The 14,246-nt window shown below is 48.6% G+C and carries 13 protein-coding genes; 9 read left to right on the top strand and 4 right to left on the bottom strand.

What is annotated here, in order from left to right; all coding sequences use genetic code 11:
* Positions 1–113: 113 nt before the first annotated feature.
* From BLS15_RS18485 to BLS15_RS18470, 4 genes are all read left to right on the top strand, one after another.
* Positions 114–1,583, top strand: coding sequence for a catalase (locus BLS15_RS18485; protein WP_021255324.1), 1,470 nt, complete (start codon positions 114–116; stop codon positions 1,581–1,583).
* Between the two features lie 50 nt (positions 1,584–1,633).
* A complete protein-coding gene (locus BLS15_RS18480) occupies positions 1,634–1,906 on the top strand; it encodes a transcriptional repressor (RefSeq protein ID WP_021255323.1) in 273 nt (90 codons plus the stop codon).
* Positions 1,907–2,175: 269 nt separating this feature from the next.
* Positions 2,176–2,850 (top strand): serine/threonine-protein kinase, encoded by a 675-nt coding sequence (locus tag BLS15_RS18475; RefSeq protein ID WP_021255322.1) that lies wholly within the window; start codon positions 2,176–2,178, stop codon positions 2,848–2,850.
* Positions 2,851–3,010: 160 nt separating this feature from the next.
* Positions 3,011–4,198 (top strand): trans-sulfuration enzyme family protein, encoded by a 1,188-nt coding sequence (locus BLS15_RS18470; RefSeq protein WP_021255321.1) that lies wholly within the window; start codon positions 3,011–3,013, stop codon positions 4,196–4,198.
* A 78-nt stretch (positions 4,199–4,276) separates the two neighbouring features.
* On the opposite strand, the gene BLS15_RS18465 is transcribed toward BLS15_RS18470, so the two are convergent.
* Complete coding sequence (locus BLS15_RS18465) at positions 4,277–4,714, bottom strand: hypothetical protein (protein ID WP_021255320.1); 438 nt, start codon at positions 4,712–4,714, stop codon at positions 4,277–4,279.
* A 398-nt stretch (positions 4,715–5,112) separates the two neighbouring features.
* On the opposite strand from BLS15_RS18465, the gene BLS15_RS18460 reads away from it, so the two are divergent.
* The 5 genes from BLS15_RS18460 to BLS15_RS18440 all read left to right on the top strand — a co-directional run bounded on the left by BLS15_RS18460 (position 5,113) and on the right by BLS15_RS18440 (position 10,759).
* Complete coding sequence (locus tag BLS15_RS18460; protein ID WP_021255319.1) at positions 5,113–6,303, top strand: anhydro-N-acetylmuramic acid kinase; 1,191 nt, start codon at positions 5,113–5,115, stop codon at positions 6,301–6,303.
* A 106-nt stretch (positions 6,304–6,409) separates the two neighbouring features.
* The gene (locus BLS15_RS18455; RefSeq protein WP_021255318.1) at positions 6,410–7,507 is read left to right on the top strand and encodes a serine hydrolase domain-containing protein; all 1,098 of its coding nucleotides are present in this window, start codon (positions 6,410–6,412) and stop codon (positions 7,505–7,507) included.
* Between the two features lie 225 nt (positions 7,508–7,732).
* On the top strand, positions 7,733–8,749 hold the full coding sequence (locus BLS15_RS18450; RefSeq protein ID WP_021255317.1) for a glycosyltransferase family 2 protein: 1,017 nt from the start codon (positions 7,733–7,735) through the stop codon (positions 8,747–8,749).
* Entirely contained in the window at positions 8,746–9,273 is a 528-nt protein-coding gene (locus BLS15_RS18445) for a GtrA family protein (protein ID WP_090513194.1), read from the top strand. Before BLS15_RS18450 ends, BLS15_RS18445 begins: the two co-directional genes overlap by 4 nt.
* Before the next feature lie 67 nt (positions 9,274–9,340).
* Positions 9,341–10,759: a glycan biosynthesis hexose transferase WsfD gene (locus BLS15_RS18440; protein WP_028532001.1), complete on the top strand. Its 1,419-nt coding sequence runs from the start codon at positions 9,341–9,343 to the stop codon at positions 10,757–10,759.
* Between the two features lie 129 nt (positions 10,760–10,888).
* Here the strand turns inward: BLS15_RS18440 and BLS15_RS18435 are convergent, their stop codons facing one another.
* The 3 genes from BLS15_RS18435 to BLS15_RS18425 form a co-directional block, all read right to left on the bottom strand.
* Positions 10,889–11,314, bottom strand: a complete 426-nt coding sequence (locus BLS15_RS18435; RefSeq protein ID WP_028532002.1) for a MarR family winged helix-turn-helix transcriptional regulator — start codon at positions 11,312–11,314, stop codon at positions 10,889–10,891.
* Between the two features lie 165 nt (positions 11,315–11,479).
* Positions 11,480–12,709, bottom strand: coding sequence for a macrolide family glycosyltransferase (locus BLS15_RS18430; RefSeq protein WP_028532003.1), 1,230 nt, complete (start codon positions 12,707–12,709; stop codon positions 11,480–11,482).
* A gap of 24 nt (positions 12,710–12,733) precedes the next feature.
* Complete coding sequence (locus tag BLS15_RS18425) at positions 12,734–14,230, bottom strand: MFS transporter (protein WP_231515078.1); 1,497 nt, start codon at positions 14,228–14,230, stop codon at positions 12,734–12,736.
* Positions 14,231–14,246: the final 16 nt, after the last annotated feature.

Raw genomic sequence — 14,246 nt, 5'->3', positions numbered from 1 at the left:
TTAGATTATAATTATTATTGATAAATGCATCTCAGTGTGCTAAATTAATAACACACTTAATAATAATAATTATTATTTAAAACATAAAATAAAAACATGCGGAGGCGATATTATTGAGTAACCCGACGAAACTGACAACAAATCAAGGCGCCCCAGTAGCTGATAATCAAAACTCGAAAACAGCTGGACAGCGCGGTCCAGTGTTGTTGGAGGATTACCATCTCATTGAGAAGCTTGCGCATTTCGATCGAGAACGTATTCCTGAGCGTGTCGTCCATGCTCGCGGTGCAGGGGCGTTCGGTGTGTTTCGTCCGTATCAAAGCATGTCTAAATATACAAAGGCAGCCTTCTTGCAGGATCCTTCCATTGAGACGAAGGTATTCGTGCGTTTCTCTACGGTCATCCATGGAGGGACATCTCCTGAGACGCTTCGCGATCCACGCGGATTCGCTGTGAAGTTCTATACAACCGAAGGCAATTATGACTTAGTAGGCAATAACCTGCCTGTGTTCTTTATTCGGGATGCGATTAAGTTCCCGGATATGGTGCACTCCCTGAAGCCGGCTCCACATACGAATATCCAAACACCAGATCATTACTGGGACTTCATGTCGCTGTCTCCTGAATCGACCAATATGTTGACATGGTTATTCTCAGACCTGGGTATCCCGGCGAATTATCGAGAAATGGACGGATTTAGCGTACACGCCTTCAAATGGGTGAATGAGGAAGGCAAGGTTGTCTATGTGAAATATACGTGGAAATCACTTCAAGGTGTGCGCAGCCTGACTGCTGAAGAAGCGGAACATATTCAAGCGAAGGATTTCAACCACGCTACTCGTGACTTGTATGAATCGATCGAAGCAGAAGACTTCCCAGAATGGGACTTGTATGTGCAAATGATGGAGCCATCGCAAGGGGATAATTTTGATTTCGATCCGCTTGATCCTACGAAGGTATGGCCGGAAGAGCTCGTGCCGATGATGAAGGTAGGACGGATGACATTGAACGAGAACCCGGCGAACTTCTTCGCGAGCGTAGAACAGTCTGCCTTCTCGCCAAGCGTACTGGTACCTGGCATTGAGCCATCGGAAGATAAGCTGCTGCAAGGCCGCTTGTTCTCTTATCCGGATACACAGCGCCACCGTCTAGGGACAAACTATTTGCAAATACCAGTCAATTGCCCGTTTGCCCAAGTTCGGAACCATCAGCGCGATGGAGCCATGAATGTGAATCAGGATCCGTCTCCAATTAACTATGAACCGAACAGCCATCCCGGCGCATATGTTGAAGCTGGAGGGCAATACGCAGAGAGCGAAATGCTCCTCGACGGCACGACGATGCGGCGTACGATTAGCAAGACGAATGACTTCGGGCAGGCTGGCGATAAGTATCGCAGCTTAACCCCAGAGGAGCAATCGCGATTGATTGCGAACTTGGTGAACGACCTCAAGCAGGTTAGACCTGAGGTTCAAATGCGTGCATTGTGCAACTTCTTCCGTGCCGATCCGGGCTATGGTGCCCGAATTGCGGCTGGCCTTGGGATTGACGTAAGTGCGCACACACAGCATATGAACTCATAACATGCTCTTAAGTAACGACGAAGACAACGATAAGAAAGGTAGGGACCCCCATGAATCGCAATTCGATGATCTCATTCGTACAATCTGACAGTAAGCGAGAACCCGTACATTTAACGCAGCAGAGAGAAGCGGTCTTATCGTTCGTTAATCAAGCCAAGTCCCCCGCAACCGCGATTGAAATTTATATTGGAATGCGTGCGACCACGAAGCGCATTTCACTCTCTACGGTATATTGCAGCTTGAAATATTTTGTTAAGAACGGTATCGTGCGTGAACTGAATGAAGATCACACCTCGAAGCGGTATGAATGCATTGCCAAATAAGTACTTGAATCCTTGATGGATTTTATCATTTACATGAGGAAGGATAGAGGCTCAGATTTATATCTGAGTCCCTATCTTTTTTTTGCGTGACCATACCCTGATGTATTCCTTGGCTGCTCCCAATTAGATTGCAAAAAGAGGCTCTCATTTTTTGGATCTGGGGCATCTGATGGTAGCGCTCGAAGACCGGCGATATGGTATATTAAGGGGAGAAATGCGTTTCGCTTGGGTCGCACATGGTCAATGATTAGAAGGAGAAATGGGTATTGATGCTTAATCCAGAGCAGCTTCAGTCGCTAATAGAGCAGATTGAGCTTGTTCTGCTGCCTGCAGCAGACATTCGCAGTCTGAATGGGGACGACCCCGTTCAAGTGTCCAATACACCGGTGGATTGGGAGGTTATTGGCGCAGGGAATTATGCGGTCGTCTTCAGCCATAAGCAATATGCCTCTGTTGCCGTAAAAGTGTATGCAGCAGGTAGGAAGGGTTTGGACGACGAAGCGGAAGTATATCGACGTCTGGGCAAGCATCCTGCCTATTCGGAATGTTATTACGTCGGGCAAGGATATTTGATATTGAAGCGGCTACCTGGGGTAACGCTGTATCACTGCCTCCGGCATGGGGTATCGATACCACAATCGGTATTGGACGATATTGATGAAGCGCTGGAGTATGCATCCGCACGAGGGTTGACCCCAAGAGATATCCATGGCAAAAATGTCACCAATGATTGTGGCAAAGGGTATGTCGTGGATGTATCCGATTTTCTGATCCCGCAGCCTGACCGCATGTGGGGAGACTTCAAGCGGGCATATCGGTTGTTGTACAAACCGTTGGGTCTGAAGTGGGGAGTGCCGGTTCCGGGGTGGCTGCTTGAACTGCTTCGCAAAAGCTACCAGATTTACCGTAGACGCGCGGCTGCGACGGGCTGCAATAAGAACTGACCATGCGAGCGGGAAGGAAAATACATGGGTAGTAGAAAGTCATAGTACTAGGGGTTTCATATGTAGCAATGTCCATACACGGTGTCAGATAGGGCTGGCATGCCTCAGTATGGTGCAATATAAATGTAGTCATTATTGCCGCGAAGGGAACGATAAGATCATGTCAACCGAGAGACAAGGCCTGTCTTCAGACAAGAAGTGGGACAAGCAAACAGTAGTCGTGCATGATTGTCACGATGAACGGCATTTCGGAGCAGTTACAATGCCGATGTATCAGAACAGTCTGTTTACCTTTTCATGCCATAAGGAATTTTATGAGGCATTGGATTCTCCGCTAGAGCACCATCTCTACTCGCGCGGCAACAATCCGAGCGTCAATGAATTAGAGCGTCGGTTGGCTCTGCTGGAGGGAGGGGAAGCAGCACGCTGCTTCGCTTCAGGAATGGCGGCGATCTCTGCGGCCATTATGTCAGCGGTGAAGGCCGGTGATCACGTCATCTGTGTGGATCATGTCTATGGGCCGACTCGTGAAATGCTTGGCAATTACCTGCACCGCTTCGGGATTGAGACGACATTCGTGAATGGGGAATCGATTGAGAGTATAGAAGCCGCTGTTCGGCCGAATACTTCGATGTTATATCTCGAGAGCCCGACAAGCATGACGATTCGACTTCAGGATCTGCGTGCATGTGCAGAGCTCGCCAAGCGAATCGGAGCGACAACGATCATTGATAATACGTGGGCGACTCCGATATTCCAGAATCCGCTGGAACTCGGTATTGACTTGGTGGTTCATTCCTTGACGAAATATATTGGCGGACATAGTGATATTATGGCTGGGGTTATTATCGGTTCACATGAACGGCTGCAAGAAATCGGACGCCAAGAATTTCTGTTATACGGCGGAATCATGACGCCGCAGACAGCATGTCTTGCGATGCGCGGACTGCGCACGCTCCCACTGCGTATGGAGCGGCTGCAGCAGAATGGTCTTGCTGTGGCTGCGTATTTGGATGAGCTTCCGTACATTGCACGAGTAAATCATCCCGGACTGATTACTTATCCGCAGCATGAGTTGGCGAAGCAGCAAATGAGTGGGTACGGGAGCTTGTTCTCCTTCGAGATGGCGCTTCCGCTTGAGCAGGTGCTGACATGGGCAGATCGGCTGCAAATGTTCCGAATCGGGGTCAGCTGGGGTGGCTATGAGAGCTTAGTGCAGGTTGTTCGTCCACTAGCAGGGCAAGAGGGAGAAGAGCTTGTCCTCGTACGGCTGTACGCAGGACTTGAAGATCCTGAACTGCTCATTCAGGATATGTGCCGCTCCTTCGAACAATTGGGACTATCGTAGAATTAGAGGTATATAGGATAAACACAAAAGAACTGGCTGCGCAGATAGACGCGTCCAGTTCTTTTTGCGTTGCAGCCATCATTTTTCGATACAGAGGGTAATGTTGAACTCGCACTCCTCATCTTCGATGTAGGCTGCAATCTTGCGCAGCAAGGCAGCAGCCTGTGATCCTGAAGCTGCTAAGTCATACTTGAACTTCATCTCTTCTTGGGATAGTACAACTTGGTGAGAAGCCGGAGAGAAGCTACCCGTTTCATCTCGGAGCGTATAGCTTGCGTTTGCAAGCAGCGACTCGTTGGATGATCGAGGCATAATCGGATTGAATACACTTTTTTTCCCGCATAGATCCTCATAAATTTGTAGCTTCTTCAACCAATTGTAATACATCGAAGAGCTCTTGAACCCGAAGCCTTCTGCCATTTCATGAATACGATTGCTTAGACGCAGCTTCTTTATGGTATCAATTTGTTCGTCTCTCTCAAGGGACTCAATATCCTGAAGAGAAGGGAAATTCATACAATCAGCTCCTTAGTGTGATGAAAATCTCTTGGATTGATTTGGATAGATTATAATCTGTCAGGATCAGAAATACAATGTGTCAATTGTGTTACGAGGTGCAATTGGTTACATGAGAAATGTACGAACTGAAGCAGAATGTTTTAATAATTGTTGAAATTACTCTTCAACATGGCTCTTTTCGATCTGCGTGAGCCCATCCCTATGAGATTCATGTGGAATGATAATTCTATTATTATATCATAAATTGAAATAAAATTTCAGAAGCGTATAATAAGAATAGAGGACAAAAATGACATGTTCTCGCAAAAAATAGGGCTTAATGGATTCAGCAGCAATTATTCATGAAGGCGTTTACATATCATGTAGAGAATTGGAGTTTCTAAGGAGGAGAAAGGTTGCGCACACGATCATTAGCTGTAAAATCGGAACATATTATCATCGGACTAATGTCAGGTACTTCACTCGATGGGATTGACGCCGCAGTCGTTTCCATTCAGGGGGCGGGAGTAGAGTCTCGGGCAGATATGATCGCCTTTCATTGCAAGGAATATGATGATGAGCTTCGAGAGCGACTGAAAAGATTGTGTACAAGAGGCGGAACGAGTACAGAAGAAATATGTATCATGAATGCCTATATGGGGGAAATGCTGGCACAGGCGGCGCGCGAGGCGGCAAGCAATGCTGGAATCTCGATGGAGGACGTCGATTTCATCAGCTCACACGGCCAGACAATCTGGCACCAGCCTGTCGTAGATAGGGCAGATCGATGTGCGGTTCCTTCCACTCTACAAATTGGGGATATCTCAATCATTGCCAAGCATACGGGTGTCCCCGTTATCGGAGATTATCGGCCGGCGGATATGGCAGTTGGCGGACAGGGAGCACCATTAACGCCGTATGCGGACTATCTGTTGCTGCGAGACTCGGAAGTGGGCAGAATTGCGCAGAACATTGGCGGAATTGGCAATTGTACGATTCTTCCTGCTGGCGGGGATCAGAGCACGGTGACTGCCTTCGATACGGGTCCCGGCAATATGCTGATCGATCAAGCCATCTATCAATTATCGGGCGGGGCATTTGGGTATGACCGCAATGGGGAATGGGCGTCACGCGGCCAGGTGAATACCGAGCTGCTGGATGAATTGCTTGCACATCCATACTACGCCGAGCCGCCAGTGAAGACGACTGGACGTGAGATGTTCGGTACGGATTATGCGCTGCATTGGATCGAGCATGGCAGAATGCTGGGGCTGTCGGCTGAGGATATCGTTGCGACATTCACCGCATTGACGGCCCGCACGATTGCGGATGCCTATCGGCAGTTTGTATTTCCTCAACACCGCATACGAGATGTTATTGTCAGCGGAGGGGGAGCACGCAATGCAACACTGATGCGCTGGCTTGCGGAAGAGCTGCCGGAACAGAAGGTGACAGCCTCTGATGTGATGGGATTGCCGGGAGATGCGAAGGAAGCGATCGCATTCGCCCTGCTTGCAAATGATTTTATACACGGGATTCCGAATAATTTGCCTCGTGTTACCGGAGCTGTGCGTCCAACCATTATGGGCAAGCTGGCCATGCCATAATCCAATCCATAGCTATGATTGCTATGAAGTAGATGAGAATTTCTCGGCAATAGGACTTACGATTGCGTTCTAAGATTCATCACAATGCTGTGGGGGGGATTGGGCGATGCCGGAAGGTCGTCTTGCTGCGAACAACGCACAGTTTCAGGATGCTTGCGCGCTGATTGATGATGCAATAACGAGTGGAGATATTCCAGGGGCCGTCTCGCTTATTTGGTACGGTGGTCATGCGTTCGAGTATGCTAGGGGCCATGCAGTGGATACAGATAAGCATAGGATACCAGTCACGATTGATACCATATACGATTGTGCTTCCTTGACGAAGATTGTCGTGACACTCCCGTTACTATTGATGCTGGTTGAGTCAGATAAGCTTAACTTGGATGATCCTGTGGCCATGCACATGCCCGAGTTCAGCGGCAATGGAAAAGATTCGATTACGATTCGCCAGTTGCTCGCACATACTTCAGGCCTGCCTCCTCATCGGGATTTGTATTCACATGGGTGGTCACCTGATGAGATTGCTCGCCATCTGGATCAAATGGAAGTAGAGTATCCACCGGGAGCAGGCTGTCAGTATAGTTGTCTCGGCTATATTGTGCTCGGTAGACTTATAGAGCGCGTATGCGGAGAGTCACTGGCTTCAGCGGTGGAACGAATGCTGTTGAAGCCGCTCGGCATGGTGGACAGCGGCTTCAATCCCCCACAGGAGGCTCGTTCACGAATAGCGGCTACGGAATATGATTCGCGGCTAGAGGAGCATTGCTGGGGACGGGTTCATGATGAGAATGCAGCTGCGATGGGCGGCGTCGCCGGAAACGCAGGGCTGTTCGCTTCGGCACGCGATCTGGCGCACTATGCCCGCTTGTGGGTAAACAAGGCTGAGCAGGATGGAGCGGAGGGCAATTTGCTGTCTAACCGTGTCATTCAAGAGGCGCTCCGTTGTCAGACTTCCAATATACCCAATGCAAAGCGAGGACTCGGTTGGGTGCTGCAAGGAGATACCGCTGATTTTGCTGGAACAGGATGGTCAGCCTCCAGCTTCGGTCATACAGGCTTTACGGGTACAAGCATATGGATCGATCCTGAAAGGGGTATCGTAGTGGTGCTGCTTACCAATCGCGTGCATTATGGACGGGATAAGAGTATATCAGAACTGCGACGCCAATTTCATGAAGCCGTCCTAGCAGCAATCACAGAATAAAGTTGATTTGTCGGCATGAAACGGAGAATTCACGTCCCTTTATCACGATTTTCGTCTAAAACCGCCTGCTGTTCGCTTTGAGCGTTCGGCAGGCGGTTTTGTCTTTCGCTATAATAGATGAGCCAAGTTATCATTTTGGTTATGCATATTTCATGATATAGGATATAATGGAAATCAGCTGTATGTGGAAATATGTCGTATTTTCAATGTAAAAGGGGTACTACGATGACATTACCGATTCTTTATATGGTCATTCCTTGTTATAACGAGGAGGAGGCCTTGCCAATTACGACACCCGTACTCATCGAATTGCTGAAGGGACTCGAACGGGATCAGCTCGTATCAGCCGACAGCCGTATCGTGCTTGTAGATGATGGGAGCCGAGATGGAACGTGGCAGCAGATCGAGAAGGCCCGCGCCGCTCACCCTGTTATTTGCGGATTGAAGCTTGCTCGCAATGCCGGCCATCAGAAGGCGCTGTTAGCCGGACTTATGTACGCGAAGGAGCATGCGGACTGCATCGTGTCGCTAGACGCCGATCTTCAAGACGATACCGGAGCCATTCGAGAATTCGTGCGCAAGTTTCATGAGGGATACGAGGTTGTATACGGTGTTCGCAACAGCAGAGCAACAGATACATGGTTCAAGCGCTGGAGTGCTGAATCCTTCTATAAAGTGATGCGCAAGATGGGTATCCCATTGGTATACAACCATGCAGATTATCGCCTTATGAGCCGGAGGGCTGTAGAACACTTGAGCGAATTCCATGAAGTGAACTTGTTCTTGCGAGGAATCGTACCGCTGATAGGATTCCGTTCTACAACAGTTGCCTATGACCGTATGGAGCGTGTTGCAGGTGAATCGAAGTATCCGCTTCGCAAGATGCTGTCTTTTGCATGGGATGGCATTACGTCGTTCAGCATCAAACCTATGCGCTTTGTTACAATGCTTGGCTTCATCAGCCTGGGAGCGAGTATTATTGCCGGTGGCTACACGCTTATTTCCAAGCTGACAGGACATACCGTGTCCGGCTGGGCTTCATTGATGTTCTCGCTATGGTTCATCGGCAGCATTCAGCTGCTGGCGTTAGGTGTGATCGGAGAGTACATCGGGAAGATATATAATGAAGTAAAACGCAGACCACCCTATATAGTGGAGACGGTGCTGTCTGACGCATATGTGGCACAGAATGAGGCGCAGCCTTCCTGGCCGGGCGCCCAGCGTGCAGAGGTGAACCGATGAGCCGTGAGCAAGCGGCTAGGAAGGGCTGGCTGGGATTGTTCAGCCGCTATGCGGTTGTCGGCGTGATTAACACATGCATTGGACTTGGGCTTATTTATGCACTGATGCACCTTGCTGGATGGGATCACTTCGCATCGACATTTGTCGGGAACACAATAGGGGTGCTGTGCAGTTATGCGCTCAATCGCCGCTTTACGTTCCAATACGAGGGGGCGCAGCTCAGCAGCTTCATTCGGTTCCTTGTTATTTCCTTGCTCTGTTATGCAGCAGCCTACGTGCTGCTTCATCCTGCATTCTCGGCGCTGGTTACGGGGCTGTTAGGCTCGCTGCCGCAATCATGGCAGCAATCGCTGATTGTGTTATGCGAAGCGGGTGCTTACACCGTAACTTCGTTTGTGCTCCATCGACTGATTACCTTCGCCGCACCATCGTCAGCATCTGAGCCTTCTTCCCGTGCGGCGCGAGCGAGCGACGGACAACACGGAGAGGACTATGACAACTACCGCAGTGCTGAACGCCAATAAATGAAATGAGGCGCTTCCCCATCTCGGGGAAGTGCTATTCTTTTTAGTTAGGAGAGTGATTCTTGGCATGAAACGAAAAGATTGGGTATCTTGGGGTTCCGTTCTAATCGGTGCTATCATTTTAACATGCATTTTGTTTACTTCGCCTTATATCGGAGTAGCAGATAACGGAGACTTTGATCGTATCGTGCGGAGCGGGGGGATATCGCCGCTTAATGATACGTTTACATATGAGGACAAATATTTCGGATTTAGTCATTCCAAATATGATTACGGCCCATTTGCTGTCAATTATGCGTCTTCGCAGGTGTTGTTTGTCTTCATTGCAGGGCTGCTTGGACGGGTGCTCAATCCATCCTATTTCCCGATGCAGGCAATGGGCATTGTATATTCATTGCTGCTATTAAGCACACTGTTTGTTATTGTCCGCTACGCTTGTGCAGGCAAGCGGTGGCTGCAAATCACAGCAGCGCTCTGTGTGCTGTTCATGTTTTTCGATATTGGATATGTCGGTTATTTTCATTCCTTTTTCGGTGAGTCGGTTTCCCTGCTGTTTCTATTGTTGTCCACGGCGATTGCGGTTATTTTGGCAAGGCAGCAGCATCCTTCACTCACTTGGCTAGTCCTATTGTTTGTCTGCGCGTTTATATTGGCAGCCTCCAAGATTCAAAATGCGCCGGTTGGCTTGGTGTTTGCTTTATATGGGCTTCGATTGTACAAAAAGCGGCCGGATCGAGCTTGGAAGCGGGTAATAGCTGGGGGAGCAGCCTTCATGATCGCGACAACTGCGCTCATCTATGTATTCGCGCCTAAAGAGTTAAAACAAATCAATTTATATCAGACGATCTTTTTCGGAATTTTAAAAGATTCTCCTCACGTGTCAGAGGACTTGGATGCACTAGGCATCCCTCAGAAATATGCGGTTCTCGCTGGAACGAACTATTTTCAATCCGATGTCCCGATTAAGCAGGATGCGCCTGAGCTTACGGAGCATGTTTACTCCAGACTTGGACATATGGACATTGTTGGCTACTACTTGCGTCATCCAGGTCGGATCATTGACAAGCTTGAGGCTGCCGCTGCGCAGGCGACATTCATTCGTCCTTATTACCTAGGGAGCTATGAGAAGGAATTGGGTGAGCCACGCGGTGCACTATCGTATACCTACAGTACTTGGAGTGAGGGCAAGAAGAAACTAATTCCTAAGAACTTTACCTTCTTCTTCATCTTCTTTGTACTATACATTGGCATCGTGCTGAAGGAGTACATTCGGAATAAATATAAGCGCCAGATGCTGGATGTCACACTCATCGTAGCCTTGATAGCGATTATCTCGGTTGCGGTGCCGCTTGTCGGCGATGGGGAAGCAGATCTGGGCAAGCATTTATTCCTGTTCAATGTGAGCTTCGATATTATGATCGTATTTACGGTCATTTGGCTCGTTTCACAGGTGCGCCGAATATTCGACCGTTCGCCGGAGTTGTAATAGTGGACGAAATACAGTCATTGATATAGCTACGCATAGGGAAAATCCCCTCGGGCCGCAGCTGCACATCGTGAGATATCGATGATTCAGCTACGGAACTCCGAGGGGATTTTTATACTGCCTAATCTGTTATAGATCCTTAACATTGTTATGCATAATGGACAAGATTCTGCGGAACGTTTCCACTTCTTCCTCTGTTAATCCCTCAATTGTTTTCTGGTAAGCTTCAATGGATGGGGCAAGAATGTCTTCTTTGATTTCTCGGCCTTTGACAGTCAAGTATACACGAAGTGATCTGCGATCCGACTCATGCGTTACTCGATAGATAAAGCCTTTTTTCTCGAGCTTGAACAGCATGCGAGCTACATTCGTCTGGTCTTTATGCAGCCGCTCAGCGAGTTCCTTCTGTGTGATTCCTTCCTGCTCCCACAACACCACCAAGATCTCCCATTGGTCGACAGTGATGTCGAAAGGATTTACAACCTTCTGATAATAATTCGTAAGCTTCAAATCTGCCCGATGAACAATGACTCCGATATACTTTTCTAATTCCAAATGCGGACCCCCAGATTCATTCACATCGTTATTATAGCTGTTCAAATACGCATGCTTTGAACAACCCCTATCGTTGTTATGACCATTATAGGTAAGGACAAATAACGTGTCAATGAAGCGGGACAGTTGTCGATTGAGCGACGAATCCGGGTTACTTCCGTGTCCTCAAGGCTGTGCTGCTGCCTTCCCAACAACGCTCATGACGATCTCGGCAGCCCGTTCATATCCTCCTGCTTCGCGAAGAGACTTGCCGATGGCATGGGCTTGCTGCTTATAGGAAGGGGTATGCAGCACTTCGAGTAATGCGCTCCGCAGCACTTCTGGCGTGAGACCTTGATGATCCACGATAACTCCAGCTCCCCGGTTCTTCACTTGCATTGCAACCATAGGCTGATCGGACGTTAATGGAATCATGACGAGCGGCACATCGTAGTATAAGGCTTCACTTGTGCTGTTCATGCCGGCATGTGTAATGAAGACATCCACTTGCTGCAGCACTTCCAATTGCGGCAAGTAGGGTTCAATAATGAAATTGTCTGGAATCAAGTCAGCAAGCGGCTCCATATTTGTCTCTTTGCCACAGGCTAAAATGAATGTAATGGATTCATTGCGAAAAGCCTCAAAGCATAGCTTGTAAAATTCAATGTTGTTGTTCAAAATGCTGCCTAGCGAGATATAGACGGTATGTGCATGAGGAAGCTGACTTCGATCCAATGTAAAGGTTGGGGCATCCATGCGCGGTACGATGGATGAGCCAGTGAACACATAGCTGTCGTCCAGCAATTCTGCATTTGGCTGTAAATCACGGCTGAGATGCACGACCTTCAGCTCTCCATATGCGTTGAAAATATCAGACATGTCAGGGGCGGATAGTTGATAGCGATCCGCTAATTGCCTTGCGATCTCCATCGAGGAATCATAGATTGCCTGAATTTCCTGCTCCTCCTGCTCGGTCATCAGTTGTTCTGCTCCGAGCGGTTTCACGAATACGAACGAAGTGATGGAGCATACAGCAGGGATACCAAGACGCTCTGCTATCATTTGTCCGCCCCAGCCGCCTAATAAGTAATCATAAATCAAATAGTCGTAAGAGCCCTGCTCAGTGAGAGCAAGAACCTCTGGAATGATAGGTTCAATCATGCCGCGCAGGATGAAATGAATAAATTGGTAAGGATGCTTGTAAACTTTCGGCTTCAATATCGGATCATCCGCAAATGATCCCCGGGCGTACGTGTAAGTAATGACCTTTGCACCTGTTGCTTCAATCCGTTTGCGATATTCCTCGGTGCACACATAAGTGACTTCCTCACCACACTTTACGAGCTGCTGAACCAAACCTAACGATGGATTCACATGTCCTTCAGCAGGAGTAATGACAACCAATGCACGTGCCAAATCGTCCACCTCCAATAATGGATACTACATTGATGAATGTGACTGTACAATGCTGTGGGCTTTCATCGTAATGCGGAAAGACGTAACGAAACTGAGAACAACGAAGCAGAGTTGTAGAACCAATGCCATCATGACACCCGTGAAGATTCCCAATTGCAGGCTTTCACTTAGAGCTACAAGGGCCCCACTTATCCCTATGCTTACAGCTATGCTGAATGAATCGATGAATTGGAGTGTGGCGGATACCTCGCCCTCCTTGCCTTCCTCAGCCAGCTGCAGAGCAACTGCCCCAATTGTTGGGGTGGCTAGCCCGACTCCAAATCCGGTAATGACCTGCGAGATCAAGGCGAGAGCAACGCCGCCGCCTGACAGTCCAATGGAAGTGAGCACAAGCGAGACACCCACAATCATGATGCATAAGCCAACCCGAATTCTCCTCTGTCGGCCTTCGCCTAGGTCCCGTCGGTCAAGGCGAGCTTGCACCCATGCGGCGCCAGACCAACTTAATGCCCCAGCTGCTACGATTAGACCCGCGAGATCCTCAGTTATTCCTCTCACCTTCGTTAATCCGAGCACGACATAGCTCTCCGTTGCGAAATAGCAGGCGATGTAGAGTGCTCGGGTTACGATTATGGCAGGGAGACCACGCGTTACCGTGAATGTTCCCTGAGGCAGCAGACGACGGAGCGGATGTACCATAATGGCAATCCCAATTCCGGTGAGCACTACGCCTAACCAATCCGTAATTCGGCCTAACCCGGTCAGCAGCAATCCTGTTCCGATAGCGAGCAGTATTGCGTATAACTCTTTGCGCCCGCCCCTGATCTCGGAACTGTTTGATTTCTGTATGCTCCGGAAAGAAGGCAGTGTCATACAGAGAGCGAGCACGATAAGAGGGAGCACGAGCCAAAACACGAATCGCCACGATAAATAGATCGAGATGAGGCCTGCGACATAAGGTCCGATTAATGCAGGAAGAACATAAGCGGCTGAGAAAGCTGCCAATATAGAGGTGCGCAGCGAATCCGGGTATCGAACCGTTACAATGTAATAGACACAGGTGACGAGGGAGCCAGCACCAAAACCCTGCAATGCTCTTCCTGCAATGAGCATATACATATGGAAGGAGAGAGCAGCTATGATGATGCCAATGACAAAGATAGAGAAAGAGACGAGAACGGATGTAATTACGCCATGCCGATCAATTTGTTTGCCGATAACCATGGAACCGATAAGTTGAAATAATAAGAAGGTACTAAAGATCCAGCCGTACAAATGGATGCCTTGCAGACTGTGTGCGAGTGTGGGAGCTATGGTAGTAATGGCGAGACCCTCGAAGGCGACAGTAGATAAAATGAGTATGATGCCGATTGTCAACGCCCGATACGGAACTTGAAAAATTCCGGTGTCTGCAGAACGAATTCCAACACACCTCCGTTCAAAAGTTATAATTGCCTTGACAATAGTAGTCATAGCAACTAATTGGGTAAAAAGAGACATAACCGTTATGTATGGATACAATACAATGGTTATGTCT

Source organism: Paenibacillus sp. cl6col (genome assembly GCF_900102125.1).
GTDB lineage: Bacteria > Bacillota > Bacilli > Paenibacillales > Paenibacillaceae > Paenibacillus_B > Paenibacillus_B suaedae.
This window is presented reverse-complemented; position numbering and strand designations above follow the sequence as displayed.

Coding starts and splice junctions, on each gene's coding strand:
- BLS15_RS18470 (WP_021255321.1), top strand. CDS start 3,011: ATGTCAACCGAGAGACAAGGCCTGTCTTCAGACAAGAAGTGGGACAAG.
- BLS15_RS18445 (WP_090513194.1), top strand. CDS start 8,746: ATGAGCCGTGAGCAAGCGGCTAGGAAGGGCTGGCTGGGATTGTTCAGC.
- BLS15_RS18450 (WP_021255317.1), top strand. CDS start 7,733: ATGACATTACCGATTCTTTATATGGTCATTCCTTGTTATAACGAGGAG.
- BLS15_RS18440 (WP_028532001.1), top strand. CDS start 9,341: ATGAAACGAAAAGATTGGGTATCTTGGGGTTCCGTTCTAATCGGTGCT.
- BLS15_RS18465 (WP_021255320.1), bottom strand. CDS start 4,714: ATGAATTTCCCTTCTCTTCAGGATATTGAGTCCCTTGAGAGAGACGAA.
- BLS15_RS18480 (WP_021255323.1), top strand. CDS start 1,634: ATGAATCGCAATTCGATGATCTCATTCGTACAATCTGACAGTAAGCGA.
- BLS15_RS18475 (WP_021255322.1), top strand. CDS start 2,176: ATGCTTAATCCAGAGCAGCTTCAGTCGCTAATAGAGCAGATTGAGCTT.
- BLS15_RS18455 (WP_021255318.1), top strand. CDS start 6,410: ATGCCGGAAGGTCGTCTTGCTGCGAACAACGCACAGTTTCAGGATGCT.